The organism is Kitasatospora sp. NBC_01302 (assembly GCF_035976515.1).
Taxonomy (GTDB): Bacteria; Actinomycetota; Actinomycetes; order Streptomycetales; family Streptomycetaceae; genus Kitasatospora.
Map to the genome: position 1 here is coordinate 3,628,762 of NZ_CP108404.1, position 21,803 is coordinate 3,650,564.

At 72.6% G+C, this 21,803-nt stretch carries 25 protein-coding genes; 17 read left to right on the forward strand and 8 right to left on the reverse strand.

All coding sequences use genetic code 11. From position 1 onward, the window contains the following. The first annotated feature begins 1 nt into the window (after position 1). Complete coding sequence (locus tag OG294_RS15345) at positions 2-3,208, forward strand: S41 family peptidase (RefSeq protein ID WP_327067064.1); 3,207 nt, start codon at positions 2-4, stop codon at positions 3,206-3,208. Between the two features lie 117 nt (positions 3,209-3,325). Here OG294_RS15345 and OG294_RS15350 read toward each other — a convergent pair whose 3' ends face one another. Further along, positions 3,326-3,574 carry a hypothetical protein gene (locus OG294_RS15350; protein WP_327067065.1) on the reverse strand — a complete coding sequence of 83 codons (249 nt, stop codon included), beginning with the start codon at positions 3,572-3,574 and terminating at the stop codon, positions 3,326-3,328. Between the two features lie 97 nt (positions 3,575-3,671). Next, a complete protein-coding gene (locus OG294_RS15355) occupies positions 3,672-4,538 on the reverse strand; it encodes an SDR family oxidoreductase (RefSeq protein ID WP_327067066.1) in 867 nt (288 codons plus the stop codon). Between the two features lie 68 nt (positions 4,539-4,606). On the opposite strand from OG294_RS15355, the gene OG294_RS15360 reads away from it, so the two are divergent. Then, entirely contained in the window at positions 4,607-5,053 is a 447-nt protein-coding gene (locus OG294_RS15360; protein WP_327067067.1) for a MarR family winged helix-turn-helix transcriptional regulator, read from the forward strand. On the opposite strand, the gene OG294_RS15365 is transcribed toward OG294_RS15360, so the two are convergent. Continuing rightward, positions 5,040-5,228 (reverse strand): hypothetical protein, encoded by a 189-nt coding sequence (locus OG294_RS15365; RefSeq protein WP_327067068.1) that lies wholly within the window; start codon positions 5,226-5,228, stop codon positions 5,040-5,042. The genes OG294_RS15360 and OG294_RS15365 overlap by 14 nt on opposite strands. Further along, positions 5,225-5,575 carry a hypothetical protein gene (locus OG294_RS15370; RefSeq protein WP_327067069.1) on the reverse strand — a complete coding sequence of 117 codons (351 nt, stop codon included), beginning with the start codon at positions 5,573-5,575 and terminating at the stop codon, positions 5,225-5,227. The genes OG294_RS15365 and OG294_RS15370 overlap by 4 nt, the downstream gene beginning before the upstream one ends. Positions 5,576-5,754: 179 nt before the next feature. On the opposite strand from OG294_RS15370, the gene OG294_RS15375 reads away from it, so the two are divergent. The 8 genes from OG294_RS15375 (at position 5,755) to OG294_RS15410 (ending at position 9,159) form a co-directional block, all read left to right on the forward strand. Then, positions 5,755-6,546, forward strand: a complete 792-nt coding sequence (locus OG294_RS15375; protein ID WP_327071557.1) for a helix-turn-helix domain-containing protein — start codon at positions 5,755-5,757, stop codon at positions 6,544-6,546. Next, positions 6,543-6,752, forward strand: coding sequence for a DUF397 domain-containing protein (locus tag OG294_RS15380; protein ID WP_327067070.1), 210 nt, complete (start codon positions 6,543-6,545; stop codon positions 6,750-6,752). Before OG294_RS15375 ends, OG294_RS15380 begins: the two co-directional genes overlap by 4 nt. 26 nt (positions 6,753-6,778) lie before the next feature. After that, positions 6,779-6,985: a DUF397 domain-containing protein gene (locus tag OG294_RS15385; protein WP_327067071.1), complete on the forward strand. Its 207-nt coding sequence runs from the start codon at positions 6,779-6,781 to the stop codon at positions 6,983-6,985. Positions 6,986-7,010: 25 nt separating this feature from the next. Then, positions 7,011-7,217: a DUF397 domain-containing protein gene (locus OG294_RS15390; RefSeq protein WP_327067072.1), complete on the forward strand. Its 207-nt coding sequence runs from the start codon at positions 7,011-7,013 to the stop codon at positions 7,215-7,217. Between the two features lie 26 nt (positions 7,218-7,243). Next, the gene (locus OG294_RS15395; RefSeq protein ID WP_327067073.1) at positions 7,244-7,450 is read left to right on the forward strand and encodes a DUF397 domain-containing protein; all 207 of its coding nucleotides are present in this window, start codon (positions 7,244-7,246) and stop codon (positions 7,448-7,450) included. Positions 7,451-7,475: 25 nt separating this feature from the next. Beyond that, a complete protein-coding gene (locus tag OG294_RS15400; protein ID WP_327067074.1) occupies positions 7,476-7,682 on the forward strand; it encodes a DUF397 domain-containing protein in 207 nt (68 codons plus the stop codon). 89 nt (positions 7,683-7,771) lie between these two features. Continuing rightward, the gene (locus tag OG294_RS15405) at positions 7,772-8,917 is read left to right on the forward strand and encodes a class I SAM-dependent methyltransferase (RefSeq protein WP_327067075.1); all 1,146 of its coding nucleotides are present in this window, start codon (positions 7,772-7,774) and stop codon (positions 8,915-8,917) included. 35 nt (positions 8,918-8,952) lie between these two features. Beyond that, positions 8,953-9,159, forward strand: a complete 207-nt coding sequence (locus tag OG294_RS15410; RefSeq protein ID WP_327067076.1) for a hypothetical protein — start codon at positions 8,953-8,955, stop codon at positions 9,157-9,159. Here OG294_RS15410 and OG294_RS15415 read toward each other — a convergent pair. Continuing rightward, positions 9,156-9,722 (reverse strand): TetR/AcrR family transcriptional regulator, encoded by a 567-nt coding sequence (locus OG294_RS15415; protein WP_327067077.1) that lies wholly within the window; start codon positions 9,720-9,722, stop codon positions 9,156-9,158. The two genes, OG294_RS15410 and OG294_RS15415, sit on opposite strands and share 4 nt — an antisense overlap. A gap of 91 nt (positions 9,723-9,813) precedes the next feature. Here OG294_RS15415 and OG294_RS15420 point away from each other — a divergent pair, with 91 nt between their 5' ends. After that, complete coding sequence (locus OG294_RS15420; protein WP_327067078.1) at positions 9,814-10,740, forward strand: SDR family oxidoreductase; 927 nt, start codon at positions 9,814-9,816, stop codon at positions 10,738-10,740. Between the two features lie 125 nt (positions 10,741-10,865). Here the strand turns inward: OG294_RS15420 and OG294_RS15425 are convergent, their stop codons facing one another. From OG294_RS15425 to OG294_RS15435, 3 genes are all read right to left on the reverse strand, one after another. Beyond that, a complete protein-coding gene (locus OG294_RS15425; RefSeq protein ID WP_327067079.1) occupies positions 10,866-11,504 on the reverse strand; it encodes a pentapeptide repeat-containing protein in 639 nt (212 codons plus the stop codon). Between the two features lie 73 nt (positions 11,505-11,577). Beyond that, entirely contained in the window at positions 11,578-12,768 is a 1,191-nt protein-coding gene (locus OG294_RS15430; protein ID WP_327067080.1) for a low temperature requirement protein A, read from the reverse strand. Positions 12,769-13,241: 473 nt separating this feature from the next. Continuing rightward, positions 13,242-14,957 (reverse strand): ABC transporter family substrate-binding protein, encoded by a 1,716-nt coding sequence (locus tag OG294_RS15435; protein WP_327067081.1) that lies wholly within the window; start codon positions 14,955-14,957, stop codon positions 13,242-13,244. A 414-nt stretch (positions 14,958-15,371) separates the two neighbouring features. Here OG294_RS15435 and OG294_RS15440 point away from each other — a divergent pair, with 414 nt between their 5' ends. The 6 genes from OG294_RS15440 to OG294_RS15465 all read left to right on the forward strand — a co-directional run bounded on the left by OG294_RS15440 (position 15,372) and on the right by OG294_RS15465 (position 21,788). Then, the gene (locus tag OG294_RS15440) at positions 15,372-16,352 is read left to right on the forward strand and encodes an ABC transporter permease (protein ID WP_327067082.1); all 981 of its coding nucleotides are present in this window, start codon (positions 15,372-15,374) and stop codon (positions 16,350-16,352) included. Further along, a complete protein-coding gene (locus OG294_RS15445; RefSeq protein ID WP_442789167.1) occupies positions 16,352-17,323 on the forward strand; it encodes an ABC transporter permease in 972 nt (323 codons plus the stop codon). The genes OG294_RS15440 and OG294_RS15445 overlap by 1 nt, the downstream gene beginning before the upstream one ends. After that, a complete protein-coding gene (locus OG294_RS15450; protein WP_327067083.1) occupies positions 17,323-19,398 on the forward strand; it encodes an ABC transporter ATP-binding protein in 2,076 nt (691 codons plus the stop codon). The genes OG294_RS15445 and OG294_RS15450 overlap by 1 nt, the downstream gene beginning before the upstream one ends. 146 nt (positions 19,399-19,544) lie before the next feature. Beyond that, positions 19,545-20,723, forward strand: a complete 1,179-nt coding sequence (locus OG294_RS15455) for an MFS transporter (protein ID WP_327067084.1) — start codon at positions 19,545-19,547, stop codon at positions 20,721-20,723. A gap of 55 nt (positions 20,724-20,778) precedes the next feature. Beyond that, entirely contained in the window at positions 20,779-21,447 is a 669-nt protein-coding gene (locus OG294_RS15460) for a Rieske (2Fe-2S) protein (protein WP_442789168.1), read from the forward strand. Next, entirely contained in the window at positions 21,444-21,788 is a 345-nt protein-coding gene (locus OG294_RS15465) for a hypothetical protein (RefSeq protein ID WP_327067085.1), read from the forward strand. The genes OG294_RS15460 and OG294_RS15465 overlap by 4 nt, the downstream gene beginning before the upstream one ends. Positions 21,789-21,803 lie beyond the last annotated feature (15 nt).

The following is a 21,803-nucleotide window of genomic DNA, read 5'->3' on the forward strand; positions in this document are numbered from 1 at the left end:
CATGGGAGAGGTGAGCGAGAAGCCCGGATACCTGCGCCACCCGCACCTGGGCGGCAACCTGCTGACCATGACCGCCGAGGACGACGTCTGGCTCGCCCCGCTCGATCCCGACGGCTCGTGCGGCCGCGCCTGGCGGGTCAGCTGCGACCGCACCCGGGTCAGCCACCCCCGGCTCTCCCCCGACGGGCGCACCATCGCCTGGACCAGCTGGGCCGCACTCACCCCCGAGGTGTGGACGGCCCCGACCGACGGCGGCGAGTCGGTGCGGCTGTCCTACTTCGGCAGCCAGGACACCCGGGTGCGCGGCTGGCTGCCGAGCGGCGAGGTGCTCGCGGTCACCTCGTACCACGAGCCGTTCGCCCACTACACCTGGGCCCGCGCGCTGCCGCCGGACGGTGCGCCGGGCCGCCGGCTGCCCTTCGGCCCGGTGCGCGACGCCCACCTGACCGCCGACCACACCCTGCTGCTGACCGGCGCCGCCCCGCACGAGCCCGCCGCCTGGAAGCGCTACCGGGGCGGCGCCACCGGGCGCCTGTGGCTGGACGGCGAGCAGCTGCTGCCCGAGCTGCCCGGGCACCTCTCCTCGCCGATGCTGGTCGGCGACCGGGTGGCCTTCCTCAGCGACCACGAGGGCATCGCCAACCTCTACTCCTGCCGCCCGGACGCCACCGACCTGCGCCGGCACACCGACCACGCCACCTTCTACGCGCGCGAGGCCGCCACCGACGGCCACCGGGTGGTCTACCAGCACGCCGGCGACCTGTGGCTGCTGGACGGCCTGGACGCCCCCGCCCCGCGCCGCCTGGTCGTCCGCCTCGGCGGCGCCCGCACCGGGCGCCGCCCGTACCAGGTGAACGCCGCCCGCCACCTCAACGACCTGGTCTGCGACAGCACCGGACGGGCCGGGGTGGTCGGGGTGCGCGGCAGCCTGTACTGGCTCACCCACCGCGACGGCCCGACCCGGGCACTGGCCGACACGCCCGGCGTGCGGGCCCGGCTGCCCGCCGTGCTCGGCCGCACCGGCCAGATCGCCTGGGTCACCGACGCCGAGGGCGAGGACGCGATCGAACTGGCCGCGCTGCCCGGCAGCCAGAGCCAGCCGCCCGCGCGCCGGATAGCCGCCGGAAGCCTGGGCCGGGTGCTGGAGCTGGTCGCGAGCCCGGACGGGCACAGCCTGGCGGTGGCCGCCGGGGACGGTCGGCTGCTGCTGGTGACCTGCGCCGACGGCGAGGTGCGCGAGCTGGCCAGGGCCGGCTACGGGCCGATCCGTGGCCTGGCCTTCTCCCCCGACTCGCGCTGGCTGGCCTGGTCGCAGCCGGTGGCCGGACGCTCGCTGCGCCGGATCAGGCTGCTGCGCCTGGACAGCGCGGAGGCCCTGCCACTGGACGTCACCGACGGGCGGTTCGAGGACGAGCAGCCGGTCTTCACCCGGGACGGGCGCTACCTGGTCTTCCTCTCCTGGCGCGGCTTCGACCCGGTGCACGACGTGCACACCGGCGACCTCTCCTTCCCGCTGGGCTGCCGCCCCTACCTGGTGCCGCTGGCCGCCGACACGCCCTCGCCGTTCGCCGCCCCGGTGGGCGACGAGGCCGACCCGGCACCCGGCGACGGCAGCGTGCTGGTGGACGCCGAGGGCCTGGCCGAGCGCCTGGTGCCGTTCCCGGTGATCGCCTCCAAGTACTCCACCCCCGCGCCGGTGCGCGGCGGCCTGCTCTGGCTGCGCTGGCCGATCTCCGGCACCCTCGGCGAGACCTTCGCCAGCCCCACCGACATCTCCGGGCGCCCCGCGCTGGAGCACTTCGACCTGGCCACCGCCACCCGCAGCACCGTGCAGGAGCAGGTGGACGGCTACGCGGTGGCCGGGGACGGCTCGGCGGTCTCCACCTTCGCCTCCGGGGTGCTCAAGCTGCTGCCGCTGGGCGCCGGCGGCGGCGCGGCCACCGTGGACCTGCGCCGGATCACCCACACCGTGCACCCGGGCCCCGAGTGGCAGCAGGCCTACCACGAGGCGGCCCGGGTGGTCCGCGAGCAGTTCTGGGACCCGGCGCTGGGCGGCCTGGACTGGCCCGCGCTGGTCGCCCAGTACGAGCCGCTGGTGGAACGGATCGCCTCCCCCGACGACTTCGCCGACCTGCTGCGCGAACTCCTCGGCGAGCTGGGCACCTCGCACGCCTACGTCACCCCGGCCCGGCGCGGCGAGGGGCCCGCCCCGGTGCAGCAGGCGCTCGGGCTGCTCGGCGCCGGGGTGCACCAGGAGCCGGACGGGCGCTGGCTGCTGGACCGGGTGCTGCTCGGCGAGTCCTCCGACCCGCGCGCCCGGGCCCCGCTGGCGGGCCACCAGGTGCGCGAGGGCGACGAGTTGGTGTCGATCGCGGGCCGCACCCCGGACCCGGTGCGCGGCCCGGCCCCGCTGCTGGCCGGGGCCGGCGGCAGCACCCTCGAAGTCGCCTTCCGGCGCCGCCCCGACGCGCCGGTGCGCCGGGTGGCGATCACCCCGCTGACCGACGAACGGCCGCTGCGCTACCAGGACTGGGTGGCCAAACGCCGCGCCCTGGTCCGGGAGTTCAGCGACGGGCTCTGCGGCTACCTGCACATCCCGGACCTCGGCGGCTCCGGCTGGGCCCAGTTCAACCGCGACCTGCGCCGCGAACTCGACCGCCCCGCCGTGGTGCTGGACGTGCGCGGCAACGCCGGCGGCAACGTCTCCGAACTGGTCCTGGAGAAGCTCAGCCGCCGGGTGCTCGCCTGGGACCACACCCGCGGGCGCCGCCCGGCCCGCTGGCCGCGCGACGCGCCGCGCGGGCCGGTGGTGGCGCTGGCCGACGAGGCCACCAGCTCGGACGGGGACGTGATCATCGCCGCCGTCCAACTGCTCCGCCTCGGCCCGGTGGTGGGCCGCCGGACCTGGGGCGGCGTGGTCGGCACCATCGGCCGGCACACCCTCGGCGACGGCACCCAGATCTCGGTGCCCGCCAACGCCTCCTGGTTCAGCGGCGGTTACGGCTTCGGCATGGAGAACCGGGGCGTCGAGCCGGACATCCCGGTGCTGCGCTCCCCCGCCGACTGGGCGACCGGGCACAACACCGAGCTGGCCGAGGCCGTCCGGGTCGCCCTGGAGCTGCTGCGCGCCCATCCGGCCGCCGCCCCGCCGCCGGCCGACACCCCGCACCCGGACCTGCGCCGGCCGCCGCTGCCGCCCCGGGGGTGAGCGGGTCGGCACAGCGGGCGGGGCGCATCCGGTCCTCGGATGCGCCCCGCCCGCTCTGCTTCGGTCTGCTCTGCTTCGGCCTGCTCTGCTTCGGCCTGCGTGGTCCGCTCGGGCGGGCTACTTCTCCCACTCGTGGCCGCCCTCGCTCTCCATGTCCGACTCGGCCTGCTGGATGTCGCTCTCGCCGCCCTGCTTCGCCCGGCCGGTCATGTTCCCCATGGCATCGGAGGCCGGGCCCGGCAGATGCTGCTGGGCCTGGTCGGCGGTCTGCTGACCGGCGTCGGTGGCCCGCCCCTTGGCGGTGTCCGCCATGTCGGTGGCCTTCTCGCTGTGGCCGCCGAGCATCTCCTTGATCCTGTCCATCATGCCCATGGCTCCTCCTCGCGGTTCGTCGACCAGGGCTGTCACCAACATGTCACCGCTCGCGCGCAGCCGCATTCGGAGGAGGTCGGGCGGGCTCGCGCTACTTCACCACCCAGGGCGCGGTGAACGCCCGAACGGCGGACCCGTCCTGGTCGGCGAGCTTGACGGCCGTGAAGCGACGGGCCGCCTCCGAGGTCTGCACCCGGAACGCGGGCTGCTCGGCGGTCAGCACCTCGATGATCGAGGCCGCGGCCTGCTCGATGGTCTGCGCGGCGCCGAAGGCCGCCATGGCGTGGGACAGGTAGGCGGACAGCGCTGGCGCGTAGGGGCCCGGGGCCGGCTCCGCCGTCGGGTCGAACCCGACGTTGGCGACGAACTCGCTGGCCACCGCACCCGGCTCGACCACGCTCACCTTGACGCCCACGGTGGCGGCCACCGGCGCGAGCGACTCCATGAAGCCCTCCACGGCGAACTTGGCCGCGCAGTACGCCTCATTGAACGGCTGCCCGACCACGCCGCCGACGCTGGTCACGGCGAGCAACCGGCCGCCGGCGGCGCGCAACAGCGGCATTGCGGCCCGGGTCACCTGGACCACGCCGAAGAAGTTGACCTCCATCACGGAGCGGACGTCCTCGACCGTCTCCTCCTCGATCGTCCCGAGATGGCCGGCCCCGGCGTTGTTGACCACCGCGTCCAGACCCCCGTGGTCGGCGACGACCTGCGCCAGACAGGTCTCGACCGAGATGGGATCGGTCACGTCCAGCACCCGGACCTCGACGCGGTTGCGCACACCGGCGGCCTCGGCGGCCTTCAGCAGTGCGTCGGCCTTCGAGGTGTCCCGCATCGTGGCCACGGCCCGCCAGCCCGCCTGAGCAGCGGCGACGGCGGTGGCCAGACCGATGCCGGAGGAGGTGCCGGTGATCAGAACAGTCTTCACGGTGGTCCATTCCTCATACTTATTAACCATAACTACCTGGCTCGATAACTATGCAGGCCGATGTTTTCCGTTGTCAAGCATCTCGGTAGACTGGTGTCATGCCTCCCGTGCCCTCGGATGAACTGACCTCCCAGGTCGTGGCCCTCTTCGCCGCGATCAACCGCCGCTACGCCCGCGAGTCCGAGGCCGCCGCCACCCCGTACGAGCTGACCCCCCTCCAGGCCAAGGCCCTGCTCGCCGCCGAGGAGCCGGTCGCGATGCGCCGCCTCGCCGAGTACCTGCACGCCGAGCCGTCCAACGTGACCGCCATCGTCGACCGCCTGGAGGCCCGCGGCCTGGCCGAACGCCGCCCGAGCCCGGGCGACCGCCGGGTCAAGCTCGTCGCGGCCACCGAAACGGGCCTGACGGTGATCGCCGACCTGCGCGCCCGCATGCCCTTCGCCAGCCATCCCCTGGAGCCGCTGAGCCAGGAGCAGCGCGAGACCCTGCGCGACCTGCTCGCACTGATGCTCGACGAGCAGGGCCCGGCGGCTACTCCCGGATGACCTTCGCGAGTTGCGTGATCTCGGCCGGGAGCAGGGGGCGCAGGACGATCAGGACCGTACCGGTCTCGGTGAGCCGGAAGCCGTCGGCGAGCGGCGCGATTTCGACACCCCTCGCCGCCAGCGCATCGGTCAACTCGGCGACGGAGGAGCGGAACTGACGGCGCACGGGGTTCACGAGTCCACCCCCGGCCGCTGCAACCAGGACAGCGGGACCTCCCACTCCACACCACCGCCCTCGGGACGCAGGTAGGCCACACCGCCGAGCCGCGCCATCAGGGAGCCGGTACGGCGGTTCAGCGCGTCGTAGACCAACTCGCCCCTCGTGGTGGGTTCGTAGGGGTCGGTCGGCGGACGAAGGTCGCCGGGGACGATCGTGGGGTACGCCGGCGCGAGGCGGATCATCGCCTCGGGGCGCCCACCGCAGCCGGCGGGACACGCGCACTCGGGCAGGCCGCGGTCGAGGGACGGGGGGCGCCAGGTCTCGATGTGGCTGGCAGCCTGGGGCGTGAGGTCTGAGGTCATGACGGTCCCCTGCTTCTCGCGCACCGATCGGGAAGAGAGTGCGCTCTGTAGTCGTTCCACTACAAGAATCGGCATGGAGCCCTAGGATCGATAGGGCTTGCACTTTGACGAAACTGGCGTGTAGCAAGGATCTGACGATCTTGAACGTCAAGGAAACTGACGTAGCATCATCACCGCAAGTGCGCTTCGCCCTGGAACTTCGCAGGTCAAGGCGCGCACGAGGCTGGTCGCAGGTTGAACTCGGGAGGCGCATGGGCTACTCGAACGCCCTGGTCTCGTACATCGAACGAGTGAAGCGACCACCATCACGCAAATTCGCTGTTAAAGCCGACGAGCTCTTCGAGACGGGTGGCACCTTCGTCGAGCTGTGGCGCCGATGCGCCGCCGCCGCTCTCCTCGAAGGCTTCCCCGAGTTCGCCGACGCCGAGGCTCGCTGCATCCGCCTACGTGAGTTCGAGCTGACGGTAGTCCCTGGCCTGTTTCAAGTCCCCTCTTATGCGGCTGCCTTGGCTTCCGCAGCTGTGGAGCGCGGCGCCATCACCCAGGACGAAGCCGACGAGCGCATCGGGTACCTGGCCGCCCGCCAGCGCCTACTGGAACAGAAGTCCCCACCGATCATCCAGACGGTGATGGATCAGAGCTGCCTCGTCCGACCAGTCGGCGGCCCGAGCGTGATGCTGGAGCAGTTCCACCACCTTGAGGAGTTGGCAACCAGACCCAACATCACCCTTCAGGTGGCGCCATTCGAGCTCGGGGAGCACCTCCCCTTCACCATGCCCGTCGTCCTACTGACCCTCCCCAACCGGCAACTAGTTGGCTATGCCGAGTCGCAGGCGCGAGGACACCTCGAACGCGCACGAGACACCCTTGCGGCATGGGAGAGAGCGTACGATCACCTGCAAGTGGAAGCGCTGTCGAAGACCGCATCCCTGGCTCTAATTCGTAAGGCTCGAAAGGATCTTCTCTCATGACTACCCCCGACCTGTCCGGCGCCGCTTGGTTCAAGTCCACCCACAGCAACAACGGCGGCAACTGCGTTGAGGTAGCCGCGAACGTCCCCGACACCGTCCCCGTGCGTGACAGCAAGAACCCCGCCGGGCCTGCCCTCATCTTCCCCACGAGGGCCTTCGCTTCCTTCGTCGCCGGTGTCAAAAACGGACAGTTCGACAACTCCTGAGCCCAGAACCCCTGGAAGGGACTCACATGGACCTCGACCTGAGCAGCACCCACTGGATCAAGTCCCGCCACAGCGGCAACGGCGGCAACTGCATCGAGGTCGCCCCCAACTTCCCCGGCCTCGTCCCCGTCCGTGACTCCAAGAACCCGACCGGCCCCGCCCTCGCCTTCCCCGCCGCCTCCTTCGCAGCCTTCCTCGCCCGCATCAAGGACGGCGAGTTCGACACCGTCTGATCCGCCGTCCTCGGAAGGAACTTGCGTGCACACCACCCCGGCCGAGCCCCACTGGATCACGTCCCGCCACAGCGACAACGGCGGCAACTGCGTCGAGGTCGCCACGAACGTCCCCGACGCCGCCCCCGTGCGTGACAGCAAGAACCCCGCCGGGCCTGCCCTCATCTTCCCCTCGGTGGCCTTCGCTTCCTTCGTCGCCGGTGTCAAAAGCGGACAGTTCGACAACTCCTGAGCCCAGGACCCCTGGAAGGGACTCGCATGGACTTCGACCTGAGCAGCACCCGCTGGATCAAGTCCCGCCACAGCGGCAACGGCGGTGAGTGCGTCGAGATCGCCCCCGACATCCCCGGCCTCGTCCCCGTCCGTGACTCGAAGAGCCCCACCGGCCCCGCCCTCGCCTTCCCTGCCACCGCCTTCAGTTCCTTCCTCGCAGCCGTGAAGCGCGGAGACCTCGCCACCTCCTGATCCACCACCCTCGGAAGGAACTTGCGTGCACACCACCCCGACCGAACCCCGCTGGATCAAGTCCCGCCACAGCGGCGGCGGAGGCAACTGCGTCGAGGTCGCCCTCAACCTCCCCCGCCACATCCCCCTCCGCGACTCCAAGAACCCCACCGGCCCCGCCCTCCTCCTTTCCCCCGCTGCCTTCGGCTCCTTCCTCGCAGCCGTGAAGCGCGGAGACCTCGCCACCTCCTGATCCACGGACGCCCCGCCACCCCACCCCCGGGCTGGCGGGGCGAAAACCGGTGGAGGCAGCCGGAAGGTGCAAGTAGCCACCAGGCTTTGGTGACTGACACCTGGGACACCATCGCCGACTGGTACGCCGAACACCTGCGGACCGGCTCCGCCCTGAACGACTTCAACCGGGATGCTCTGCTCGACCACCTCCCCGACGACCTTCGCGGCCACCGCGTCCTCGACCTCGGGTGCGGCGAGGGGATCATCACTCGCGCGGTCGCCGCTCGCGGGGCTGCCGTCATCGGCATCGACCCGGCGGCACGCCTCATCGAACACGCCCGCGCCGCCGGGACAACCGGGCCGGGCACAGTGCTCTACACGGTCGACGACGGATGCGTGCTCGAAACGGTCGCCGACAACTCGGTGGGCTGGGTGACCGCCGGGCTGTCCCTGAACCACGTGCCCAGCCTCGCAAGCGCGCTCACCGCCGTGCGGCGCGTGCTGATGCCCCAGGGGGTGCTGGTCTTCAGCGTCCCGCACCCCTGCTTCGAAGCGCCCCACGCCACCTGGACCCAGGCCACCGAGGGCACCGCCCGCAGGGTGGTCGGCGGCTACCTCGCCGAGGGCTTCTGGCGCTCCGCCAACCCCACCGCCGTCCGCCGGGCCGGCAACCAGCACCGGACGCTGTCCACCTACCTGACCGCGCTGCTCCGGCACGGCTTCGTTCTGGAAGCCGTCACCGAGCCGACCCCGACCGCCGCCGTGGCAGCCCACCAGCCACAGCGCGTCGGCCTGCCCCCCCTTCCTCGTGATCCGCGCCCGCCTCGCCTGACCGTCACCGGAAAGTCGACCCGGCCGACTTCCCACTCACGCCGGGCCAGCCGCCTCGTCGTCCCACCGGAACCAGGCCCGCTCGCCCGCCACATGCAGCAGGAACGACACCGGCCGCCCGTCCGGCGCCACCAGCGTCAGCTCCCCCTCGATCCGGTCGTACACAGCCTCGAACCGCTCGAACTCCTCACCCTCGATCGCCGCGAGAGCCTCCTCGAACCAGGGCCGCACCCCCTCGAAGCCCGGCTCCGCCACGAACATCCCACGCAGCCACGGAAAGTCGACCTCGTCGACTTCCACCGCTCCCACGGCCTCCCCACCCCGCAGCAACCGCCACACCCCACCCACGTCACCCACGCCCCTCACCCTCCCACCAGCCCGCCCCGGGCTTGCACCTCACGCGACGTCAGGGAGCATCGTTGATCTCCTCGCTCGACCACGTGCCCAGAGGAGTGCTCATGACCCGCCGCGCCCGAGTCGGCATCTCCATGTCCGCCACCCTGCCCACCCTCGCCACCGCGCTGGTCGTCTTCACAGCGCTGGCGATCGCCGGGGTGCTGCCGTGGACCGTGCTCCCCGCCGTCCTGGTGGCACTCGCGGCCCAGGCGGTCGTCACCTTCGTCCGGCTCGGACGCCTCACGGACAGTGCAGCGCGCCAGCGCTAACCGCCAGCCACCACGGCCTTCAGCTCGCCGAGCGCCGCCGCCATGACCTCCGAAATCGGCGGCTCGCCGGGCCCGTTGATCCACTGCTCGAACCCGACCCGGAACACCGCGATCCCGGCCTCCGCCGCCAGGCTCGCCGCCGGGTCGCCGACGCCCCGCCCGCGCAGCGCCTCGGCCAGCGCCGCGCCGAGCGAGGCCAGCTTGATCAGCTCGCGCTCCTGCAGCTCGGCGTTCGCGGAAATCACGCTCTGCCGGAGCCGGGCGCCCTCGTGCCGCTCCTCGAACATCGCGCCGGCAGCCCGCAGCGCCGCGGCGACCGCCTCCATCGGGGCGGCCGAGTCGGGGGCATCCACCACGGCGCCCACCATGAGATCGCGCAGCCCGCCCGCGCCCCCGAACAGGACCTCGCGCTTGTCGGCGAAGTGCCGGAAGAACGTCCGCTCGGTCAGACCCGCCCGTGCGGCGATCTCCGCGACGGTGGTCTGCACGTACCCGCGCTCGACATAGAGCTCCAGGGCCGCCTGCTCCAGCCGGCCCCGCGCGTTCGGCTCCCATCGACCCATGGGCCAGATCATACGTGATGACATCCGCTGACATCAGAGCTACGCTGGCGATGTCAGCACCTGACATCACTGTCCTCAGTGGAGGTTTCCCATGCGCGTGTTCGTCACCGGCGCGTCCGGCTGGCTCGGCTCAGCCGTCGTCCCCGAACTCATCGACGCGGGCCACCAGGTCGTCGGCCTGGCCCGCTCACAGGCCTCGGCCGACGCCCTCACCAAGGCCGGCGCCGAGGCCCTGCACGGCTCGCTGGACGATCTCGACGTCCTTCGCGAGGCCGCCGCCGCCTCGGACGGCGTGCTCCACCTCGCGTTCAAGCACGACATCGCCTTCTCCGGCGACTTCCAGGGCGCCGCCGATGCGGACCGCCGCGCCATCGACACCTTCGGCGAGGCGCTCGCCGGCTCCGACCGCCCGTTCGTCATCGCCTCCGGGCTGCTCGGCGTGACCTCGGGGCAGGTGGCGACCGAGCGCGACGGCCACGGCCTGCACGGCACCCCGGCGACCGGCGTAGCGGTCCGCCACGCCAACGCCGAGGCGACGCTCGCGCTGGCCGCCCGCGGCGTGCGCTCGTCCGTCCTGCGGCTGCCGCCGACCTGCCACGGCGAAGGGGACAACGGCTTCCTGCCCGCGCTGATCGGCACCGCCCGCGCCAAGGGCGTCTCGGCCTACGTCGGCGACGGCTCCAACCGCTGGCCCGCCGTGCACCGCCTCGACGCCGCCCATCTGTTCCGCCTAGCCCTGGAGCAGGCCCCGGCCGGCTCGACCCTGCACGCGGTCGACGACGCCGGGGTGCCGTTCCGCAGCATCGCCGAGCTGATCGGCAAGCACCTGAACCTGCCGGTCGAGTCCGTCTCCCCCGAGCAGGCCACCGACCACTTCGGCTTCCTGGGCGCCCTGGCCGCCCTCGACAGCCCCGCCTCCGCGGACCTGACCCGCACCCGACTCGCCTGGCAGCCCACCCGCCCGTCCCTGCTCGAAGACCTCGACGCGGGCCACTACTTCCGCACCCAGCCTGCCTGACCGGACCGGACGCACCGCGGCGGCCTGCCCGTGGGGGGCAGGCCGCCGCCCGAGCACGCCCCCGGCAAGCACCCCCTGCGCTCAGCCACCCGACGCCCCCCGGCCGGCAGTCGTGCGTCCGTCCGTCAGTCGCGCACCTGCACGCCCAGTGCCTGGGCGAACTGCGGCGCCAGCTCGATCAGCTGCGCCGAGGAGATCAGCGCACCGCGCAGGCCCTCGTGACCGTCCGGCAGCAGCAGCCGGCTCGCCCCGCGCAGGTCGGTCCTGGCCAGTGTGGCGCCGCCGAACCGCACCTCCTCCAGCGAGCTGCCGGGGAAGCTCACGCCCGTCAGCTTCGCGCCGCCGAAGTCCACGTCCCGCAGCTGGCAGTCCTCGAAGACCACTTCGCGCAGCACCGCCCCGCGCAGGTTGACCGCCTCCAGCTTGCACTGGCGCAGCGTCACCCGGCGCAGCTGCGCCCCGTAGGCCGAGATCCCGGCGAGCAGCCCGCCCAGCGCGGTGACGTCCTGCCACTCGCTCTCCACCAGCTCGCAGGCCACCAGGCGGAAGCGCTCCAGCCAGACCTCGGTGAAGCGGGCCTGGCGCAGCTTCACCTCGGTGAGCGTGACGTCGGTGAAGGCGCACTCCAGGAAGAGCGTGCCGCCGGCCTGTTCGCCCTCGACGGTGAGCCCGTCGAAGTGCACCGTGTCGTACCGGTGGTCCCGGCGCAGTGGTCCGGCGTGCAGCTGGAGCAGGTGCGCGTAGGGCAGGTCGGCGAGTGACACGAGGGGGCTCCTCAGCGGCGGGACACAAGGGTCACGGCATCCTCGCAGGCGACGCCGACAACCGCCCGCCCGCTCACCTCGCCGTGGGCCGGCTGTGCAGCCACACCCCCACCCCGATCGCCGCCGCCACGACCAGTCCGGCCACCAGCACCCCCGACTCGCCGACCGCCGTGCAGGCCAGCACCGCGAGGGCGAGCACCGGCAGCACCCACTGCTCGGCCCCGGTCTTGCTGTGCCGCGAGTGCAGCGCCCAGACGGTGACCAGGTAGAGCGCGGTGGGCACGGTCACCGTGGCGGTGGCGGCGACGGCGGAGATGTGCGCCTTGCCGACCGCGTACTCGACGGCCACCTCCAGCCCGGCACCGATCGCCGCCGCCGATCCGAAGATCAGATAGTGGCCGTATCCCCAGAGGAAGGCCTGCCGGTTGGTGCGCAGGTGTTCGTGGATCGGCGCGGCGAAGTAGATCCACCAGGCCGCGAAGCAGATCAGGATGCCGCCGATCGCGACCGGGATCAGCTTGCCCAGCGCCTCGTGCTCGTCCACCGCGCTCTGCACCGCGACGGTGGCCGCCGAGACCGTCTCGCCGAGCACGATCAGCGTGAAGAGCCCGTAGCGCTCGGCGATGTGGTGCGGGTGCCAGGCGCTCTGCACCTGCCGCTCGGCGATCGCGGGCACCGACAGCTCGGCGATCACCCCCAGCGGCAGCACCCACGGGACCACCGAACTCGGCAGGAACAGCACCACCACCCAGCCCGCCTGCACCAGCGCGATCCCGGCCGCGTAGCGCCGCGTCATCGAACGCGCCGCGCCGGTCTCGCCGCGCGAGGCGCGCAGCCACTGGCTGACCAGCGCGAGGCGCATCACCAGGTAGCCCAGCACGCCGAGGGTGAAGTCCCGGTTCAGGAACATCCGCGGGATCCCGGCCGCCAGGATCAGCGCACCGGTGATCTGGAGCAGCGTGGTGAGCCGGTACGGCACGTCGTCGCAGTCGTAGGCGGAGGCGAACCAGGTGAAGTTCATCCAGGCCCACCACACCGCGAAGAAGACCAGCAGGTAGCCGAGGAGCGCCACCCGCAGGTGCCCCTCGCCCAGCGCGCTCGCCAGCTGGCGTCCGCCCTGGGCCACCGCGACCACGAAGCAGAGGTCGAAGAAGAGCTCCAGCGAGGTGGCGGTGCGGTGCGCCTCCTCCCGGCTGCGCGGCACCATGCGCCGCACCACGGGCTCCCGGGTGGCACCGCCCTGCTCGGCGGCCCCGGTACTCATCGGACTGCTCCTGCCCGGTTCCCTCGGACCCCGGGTACGGCTTCTCCGGTCATCGCTGCGCCACTCCCAACACGCTCGACACTCCCAACACGCTCGGCGTTCCCGGCCGATCGTGGCAGTCGGGGGTGGTCCGCGCACGCACCGCGGCGGCACGCCACCGGGAAGCGTCACCTGGCCCGCGCAACCGCCCCGCCGGCCACCGTCCGGCGGTCAAGGAGAGTTGACGAAGCAGTGCGCGAACCGGGTGACAGCGTCCCCGCCGCCACGCCTGCCTGGGGTGTCGCGTGGTGCGATCGCCCCGAATGTCCCGATAGATTCCCTCCCAGGGAAACAGCGAGAGAGGCGTCCTGCGGGCAACGCGGAAGGTCAAGGCCGGTACGGCAGCGGCGGGGAAGGCACACCCCCGCCGGTCCGCACCGGCCTCGTGATCACCGCGCTGCCCGACAGCGCGCCGTTCCGATGTCCACCCGGTCCTACTTCTGCCAGCCGACCTTCGTGTAGTCGATGTCCGCCAGACCGGCGGCCCCGTAGTTGGCCAGGCCCTTGCGGAACGCGGTCACCTGCGGTCGCTGGTAGATCTCCAGGGTGTGGCCCAGCTCCCAGATCTTGGCGTCCGCCTGGTTGTAGAGCTTCGCGGCGGCGGCCGGGTCCAGGGTGGAGGCGGCCTGCTTGAGCAGACCGTCGATCTCCGGCGTGCTCAGCTTGGAGAAGTTCTGGTAGACGTTGTCGCCGCTGGGCATCTGGTAGTTCGGAATGGCCACCGAGGGCGGGAAGGACCCGGTGTTGCGCCAGCTCGCGAGGTCGAACTTGCCGACGTTGATGTACTTCTCGCTGTAGTCGTTGTCCGGCACCCGGTCGACGTCGAGCTTCACCCCGACCTGCGCCAGCATGTTCTGGGTCGCGGTGGCGATGTCGACCGCCTGCTGCGGGGAGCCCTGCGGCATGACGTAGTGCAGCTCCAGCTGCTGCCCGTCCTTGGTGCGCGTCCTGCCGGACCCGGCGTCCTGCCACCCGGCCTGGGTGAGCAGCTGCTTGGCGGCGGCCGGGTCGAACTTGCCCCACTCGCCGGAGTTGTCCTGGTAGCCGGCCTGGTTGGTCATCAGGATGTGGTTGCCCAGCGCCGGGAAGACCACCGGAACGCCCTTGCTGGCCACCTGGATCAGCGCGTTGCGGTCGATCGCCTTGCCCAGCGCCTGGCGGACCTTCTGGTCGGCCAGCGCGCCGTTGGAGCCGAACGAGATGTGCACCTCGTCCCACGGCCCGGCGGTGCGGATCACCGCGTTCGAGTCGGCCTTGAGCTGGCTGTAGGCGTCCGCGCGGCCGGCGCTCGCGTAGTCGATCTCGTTGTTCAGGAAGGCCTGGGTGATCGCCGAGGAGGACAGCACCCGGTAGACGAACTTGTCCAACTTGGGCTTCTGGCCCCACCAGTTGGGGTCGGGCACCACGGTGAGGGTCTGCGCGGCCTTGTCCTGCGAGCCGAGCTTGAAGGCCCCGCCGGTGATCGGGATCTGGTCGATCCAGCCCTTGTTGAACTGGTCCGGGGTGGAGATCCCGGCGGCCGGCAGCAGCGGGTAGAACAGGTTCTGCCAGTCCGCGAACGGCTTGTCGAAGGTGACCTTGACCTGGGTCGGGTCGTCACCCTGGGAGACGTCGCTGATCTGGTCGTAGCCGGCGGTGGTGGCCACGTTGAAGGCCGGGTTCTTGCCGTTGGCGGCCTGCCACTGGGCCTTGAAGTCCAGGTAGCTGAGCGCCTTGCCGTCCGACCAGTGCGCCTTGGGGTTGAGCTTGTAGAGCACCACCTGCGGCGAGGTGGAGACCACGGTCGCGGACTGCAGGAAGTCCGGGACCGGCTGGAAGGTGCCGCTGGCGTCGATCCGGAAGAGCATCGGCTCGACCATCTTCATGATCTCGACCGAGTCGCCGTAGGTGCCGTCCACCTGCAGCGGGTTCCACTGGTCGATCCACTGCTGCAGCGGCTCGCGGAACTCGCCGCCGTCCTTGACGTTGTCCAGCGGCTGCGGGTTGATGTCCTCCGCGTTGAGCTTGGGCACCGCGCTCGGCGCCGCCTGCGACCCCGATCCCGAGCCGCCGGAGCCGCAGCCGGTGATCACCATGGCGAGCGCGGCGGCCGGGACCATCGACCGCAGGAACCGCGAACGGGTGCGGCCGGGCCGCTGGTTGGCATCCATGGAGGGTTCTCCTCAGGCATCAGGGGTGGATCGGGCTGCGCGGGACGGATCAGGTGTGCGGATCGGCGTGCGGCAGCCAGGTGTGGCAGCACTTGAACGTGGGCAGCCAAGTGGGTGTCCAGCCAGCAGAACGTAACAGCCGATCAGGTCGGCGACCAGAGGGATGTGATCACTTCTGATCGAATCGCAACAGGGCGCAACACAGCGGCAACACCCCGGCTGCGACTGACTGTAAGACTCTGACCTGCTGCTTCGCCGAACCCGTCGAAGTAGTCCGTGCGCGTGGTCTTGACCGGCCGACAGGTCGGTCCCAGAATTCCGCTGCACGAAGCTGCTCCGAAGACCCATCGAGCGAAGGCAATTGAGCATGACTATCGGGAGTCGCGGCTTCTGCTGCGCCAGAAGAGGGCGCTGATGCTGCGCTATCTGGCGAAACGATTCGCCTACTACGTGGTCCTCCTGGTCGTCGCGGTCTTCCTGGCCTACGCGCTCTCCAGCGCCGCGCTCAACCCCCGCGCCTACTTCGAGAACAAGCAGCCCCGGCCCTCGGCCGCCGCGGTGGACCGGCAGTTGACGACGCTCGGGATCAACGACCACACCCCGGTGGTGGTGCGCTTCGAGCACTGGGCCGACGGCGTGCTGCACGGCGACCTCGGCCAGACCATCCACAACACCTCGGTCAACGCCGACTTCGGCCGCCGGCTCGGCGTCTCGCTGCGGCTGCTGGTGATCGGCAGTCTGCTCGGCACCGTCCTCGGCGTCGCGGCCGGCGCCTGGGGCGCGGTGCGCCAGTACCGGCTCTCCGACCGGGCGCTGACCGTCTTCTCCTTCGTCCTGCTCTCCTCGCCGGTCTTCCTGATCGCGCTCTTCCTGAAGAACGGCGCGATCGCGGTCAACCAGGCCTCGGGCCACCAGCTGATCAACTTCACCGGCTACGAGACCCCGGGGCTCAGCGGCGGGCTCGGCGCCCACCTGCTCGACTGGGGCGTGCACCTGCTGCTGCCCACCCTCTCGCTGGCGCTCACCGGCATCGCCACCTACAGCCGCTACCAGCGCAGCACCATGCTCGACGTGCTCGGCTCGGACTACCTGCGCACCGCCGAGGCCAAGGGCCTGAGCCGCCGCAAGGTGCTGCTCAAGCACGGGCTGCGCACCGCGGTGATCCCGATGTCGACCCTCTTCGCCTACAACATCCTGAGCATCTTCACCGGCGCCACCTTCACCGAGGTGATCTTCGGCTGGCACGGCATGGGTGAGTGGTTCATCAGCTCGGTCCAGGAGAACGACATCAACGCGGTGGTGGCCGTCAACCTCTTCACCGCCGTGACGATCCTGGCCTCGGGTTTCCTGGCCGACACGCTGCACGCCGCCCTCGACCCGCGGGTGCGTGTGTGATGGGAGATGCCGCCGTGACCACCGCCGCCCTCGACGCGCCGCCCGCCCCGGGCGACGCCGCCCCCGCCGGACCGGTCGGCCGGGGCCGCCTGGTGCTGCGCCGGCTGCTGGCCGCCCCCGGCGCGCTGGTGGGCCTGGCCGTGGTGGTGCTGCTCTTCCTGCTCGCCTTCGTCGGCCCGTACCTGACGCACTGGAGCTACACCGACGTCGACTACACGGCGCTGCGCGAACCCCCCTCCGGCACCCACTGGTTCGGCACCGGCAGCCTCGGCCAGGACGTCTACGCCCAGACCCTGCGCGGGCTGCAGAAGTCGCTGATCATCGGCCTGCTGGTGGCGCTGCTCTCCACCGTGCTGGCCGGCGCGGTCGGCGCCTGCGCGGGCTACTTCGGCGGCTGGACCGACCGGCTGCTGATCTTCTTCGTCGACCTGATGCTGGTCTTCCCGAGCTTCCTGATCATCGCGATCGTCTCGCCCCGGCTGCAGAACACCGGCTGGATCGCCTTCGTGGTGCTGCTCGCGGCCTTCAACTGGATGATCACCGCCCGGGTGGTGCGCTCCATGACCATCTCCCTCAAGGAGCGCGAATTCGTGCGCGCCGCCCAGTTCATGGGCGTGCGGCCGCTGCGGATCATCTGGCGGCACATCCTGCCGAACGCCGCCTCCTACCTGATCGTGGACGCCACCATCGCGGTCGGCGCCGCGGTGATGAGCGAGACCGCGCTCTCCTACTTCGGCTTCGGCGTCAAGGCCCCCGACGTCTCGCTCGGCACCCTGATCGCCGACGGCACCGAGGCCGCCCCCACCTACCCCTGGATGTTCTACTTCGCCGCCGGCCTGCTGGTCCTCTTCGTCCTGGCCGTCAACCTGATCGGCGACGGGCTGCGCGACGCGCTCGACCCCACCGCCCGCGCCGGGCGCAGTAGTTCACCTCGCAAGCGCCGCACGGACCGAGTCAAGGGCAACGCCTGATGAGCACCACCACCGCCACCCCGCTGCTGGCCGTCCGCGACCTGCGGGTGGACTTCGCCGGCGCCCGCGGCAAGGCCGCCACCACCGCCGTGCGCGGCGTCGACCTGACGCTCGGCCGCGGCGAGACGCTGGGCATCGTCGGCGAGTCCGGCTCCGGCAAGTCCGTCACGGCGCTCGCGATCCTGGGCCTGCTGCCCGGCACCGCCACCGTGCGCGGCTCGGTCGAGCTCGACGGGCACGAGCTGATCGGCCTGCCGGGGCGGGAGTTGTCGCGGATCCGGGGCCGCCGGATCGCGATGGTCTTCCAGGACCCGCTCTCCGCCTTCACCCCCGTCTACCGGATCGGCGACCAGATCGCCGAGGCCGTCCAGGTCCACCAGCGCCTCGACAAGGCCGCCGCCCGCCGCCGCGCCGCCGAACTGCTCGACCTGGTCGGCATCCCCGACCCGCAGCGGGCGCTCGACGGCTTCCCGCACGAGTTCAGCGGCGGCATGCGCCAGCGCGCGATGATCGCCATGGCCGTGGCCAACGAGCCCGACATCCTGCTCGCCGACGAGCCGACCACGGCGCTGGACGTCACCATCCAGGCCCAGGTCCTGGACGTGCTGCGCACCGCCCAGCGCGAGACCGGCGCCTCCCTGGTCCTGGTCAGCCACGACCTCGGGGTGATCGCCCAGATGGCCGACCGGGTCGCGGTGATGTACGCCGGACGGGTGGTGGAGAACACCTCGGTGGACGAGCTGTTCGGCGCGCCCCAACACCCCTACACCCTGGGCCTGATCGGCGCCGTGCCGCGCCTGGACCGGCGCGGCGGGCCGCTGGTGCCGATCCCCGGCAACCCGCCGGCCCTGACCGACCTGCCGCCCGGCTGCCCCTTCGCGGCCCGCTGCCCGCTGGTGGAGGACCGCTGCCGCGAGGCGGAGCCTGCGCTCACCGGGCCGGTGGACCACCGGGCCGCCTGCCTGCGCGCCGCCGAGCTGGCCGCCGACCGGCCGGCCCCGGCCGAGGTCTACCCCGTCCCCGAGCTGCCCGCCGCACCCGAGCCCGCCGCCGCGCCCGTCCCGCGCGCATCGCTGCCCGCCGTGCTCAGCATCACCGACCTGGCCAAGACCTTCCCGGTGCTCAAGGGCACCGTCTTCAAGCGCAAGGTCGGCGAGGTCTACGCGGTGGACGGCGTCACGCTGGACATCCGGCACGGTGAAACCCTGGGCCTGGTCGGCGAGTCCGGCTCCGGCAAGTCCACCACGCTCTTCGAGGTCCTCGGCCTGCGGGCCCCCGAGGCCGGCCGGATCGAGTTCCTCGGCGAGTCCACCGCCGCCCTCGACGCCAAGGCCGCGCACCGGCTGCGGGGCCGGCTGCAGATCGTCTTCCAGGACCCGATGGCCAGCCTGGACCCGCGGATGCCGATCGGCGACATCATCGCCGAGCCGCTCCAGGCCCAGGGCGCCGACCGCACCCTGATCGCCCGCCGGATCCCCGAACTGCTGCACCAGGTCGGCCTGGAGGCGGCCCACGCCACCCGCTACCCGCACGAGTTCTCCGGCGGTCAGCGCCAGCGCATCTCCATCGCCCGGGCCCTGGCCGTCGAGCCCCAGCTCCTGGTGCTGGACGAGCCGGTCTCCGCGCTCGACGTCTCGATCCAGGCCGGCGTGCTGAACCTGCTGCGCCGGCTGAAGGCCGAGCTCGGCCTGGCCTACCTCTTCGTCTCGCACGACCTGTCGGTGATCCGCCACCTGGCCGACCGGGTGAGCGTGATGTACCTGGGCCGCACGGTCGAACACGGCGCCGTCGACGCCGTGTTCGAGTCCCCGCGCCACCCCTACACCCGCGCGCTGCTCTCCGCCGTGCCGATCCCCGACCCGGTCGCCGAGCGTGGCCGCACCCGCCTGCTGCTCCCCGGCGACCCGCCCTCCCCGACCAGCCGCCCCACCGGCTGCGCCTTCCGCACCCGCTGCCCGGTCTACGCCGCCCTGTCCCCCGAACGCCGCCCCGCCTGCGAGACGACCCCGCCACCACTGACCCCCGCCGCCCCGGACGTCGACCACGCGGCGGCCTGCCACTACCCGGAGCTGTGACCCGTCATGGCTGACGCGGCATCAGCCCGTCACTGACCCCGCGTCACCCGGACGCCCGCCCCCACGGGCGGCGCACCCGCGGCCCGCCTAACGTGCCAGGGAGTGCCGGGCGGACGTGCGCGGCAGCCGTCCGTGGAGGTCCCCAGGTGGCCGTGTCCGATCAGGAGAGGGCCGCGTCCCAGCCGCCGGACGCCGAGCCACCGGTCCCCGGCCCGCCCGACGGCGACCCGCTCGACGCCGACCCGCCGCCCTGGGCCGAGCCGGACCGCTTCACCCGCTCCCCCGCCCAACGGGCCTCGCTGGCGGGCACGCTGACGGTGCTGGCGGTGGTGGCGGCGATCCTGCTGGGCAGCCGGGGCCTGCGCGACTTCGACATCACGCTGCTCCCCTACACGGTGGGCACCGTCTTCCTCGCCTTCGGCCTGGCCCACCGCTGCTCCCTGTGGCTGGGCGGGCGGACGGGCGGACGGGCCGCGCGCTCCTTCCGCGGGCTGCGCACCGCGGCGGCCGCGCTGCCGCGCCGCGCGCTCGCGCTGATCGGCCTGCGACCGCCCACCGGCGCGGACGCGCCGCGGCGCCGGGTCGCCCACCAGCTGATCTTCTGGGGCACGCTGCTCGCCACCGTGATCACCGTTCCGCTGACCTGGGGCTGGCTCACCTGCACCGTGCCCGACCCGACCGGCTCCGGCTACCAGCTGCGGGTGTGGGGCTTTCGCATCCTCGGCTTCGACGCCGACGGCCTGCTCGGCTGGGTGCTCTTCCACGGCCTGGACCTGGCGGCGGTGCTGGTGATCGCGGGCGCCGGCTACCTCCTGTGGCAGCGCCCGCGCGACGGCGCGAGCGGCGCGGGGGCACGGCCGGGCCCCGCGTTCCTGCCGCTGATCGCGCTGCTGACCATCGCGGTGACCGGCCTGCTGCTGACCTTCTCGGCGCTCGCGCTGCACGGCGGCGGCTACCAGTTCCTGGCCGTGCTGCACCTGGCCGCGGTGGTGCCGACCCTGGTCCTGCTGCCGTTCGGCGTCTTCACCCGGCCACTGCCGCGCCCGGCCGCCGCACGCCTTCGGCCGGCCGTGCTCGCGGGCCTGACCGGGCCCGGCCGGCAGCGCGGCGCGGCCTTCGCCTGCCGCCGCTGCGGTGAGGCGATCGCCCCCGCCGGCGCCGGGCACGCCGGGGCCGAACGCACCGGAGCCGACGCCGACCCCCTGCGGGCCCGCCTCCTGCTGCCGCGCCTCGGCCTCGACCGGTGGGCCGCGTACTGCGGGCGCTGCCGGCGCCTGCTGCGCGGTGACGCCTACTTCGCCCAGCCGCGACGGGACGCCAGGTGACCGCCGCGCGCATCGCAGCCACCGGACGCCGGGCGTCCGGGAAGGGAGTGTCCGCGTGACCGTGCCGCCCCCCGAGGAGCAGCCCGGCCGGCCCGAGGAGGCCGGCACCGCCCTGCCCCCGGCCTTCGGCCAGGGCAACCCCGGCGCCACCCGCCGCGACTGCCTGCGCCTGCTGGCCACCGTCTCGGGCGGCCTCGCGGTCGGCTCCACCGTGGTGGCCGCGGGCGTGCTGCCCCGGCACGGCGACGGCGGCGCGGACCCGCTCAAGGTCGCCGACCAGCTCGACCCCGGCGAGACGGTGACCTTCGAGTACCCCACCGCGCAGGACCGCGCGATCGGCATCCGGCTGGCCAACGGCGCGGTGGTCGGCTACTCCTCCGTCTGCACCCACCGGGCCTGCGGGGTGCTCTGGCGCCCCGACGGCGGCACCGCCGGCGAGCTCTACTGCCCGTGCCACCAGGGCACCTTCGACGTGCGGACCGGTGACGTGACGGGCGGGCCGCCGCCGCGCGGACTGCCGAAGGTGGTGCTGGTGGAGGACTCGGCCGGCGGCATCTGGGCGATCGGCACCGCCCGCTCCGGCGAGAGCGAGGAGAACGGCCTCTGCCGCCAGCTGCGCGAGCGCGATCCGCAACTCGCCGACCAGGCGGGCTGCAACGACGCGCCCGGCGCCCCCGCCTCGGCTCCGGCCAGCGCCAGCGCCACGGCGGTGGCCAGCACATGACGGACCACCAGGACGCCCCGCCCCCCGCGTACCCCCCGGCCGGCGCCGGGCGGCGCGCCGACCGCCGCACCCCGGCCCGCCGGCCGCGCCTGCGCCCGCCGGCCGGCCGCGCCGCGAGCAGGGCCGGGCGATCGGGCGGTGCCGATCGCCCGGCCCTGCTCGCGGCGCGCTCGGTGCTCGCCCTGGCCGTCCTGGTCGGCCAGTTGTGGGCGTTGACGGTGGCCACCAACGCCTGGATGGTCGGCGACACCGACACCGCCTGGTGGACCACGGCCTTCTCGATCGGCTCCTTCCTGGCCGTGCTGCTCCTGTGGTGGCGCGCGCCGCGCGGGGACCGCTGACCGCCGACCGCCTTT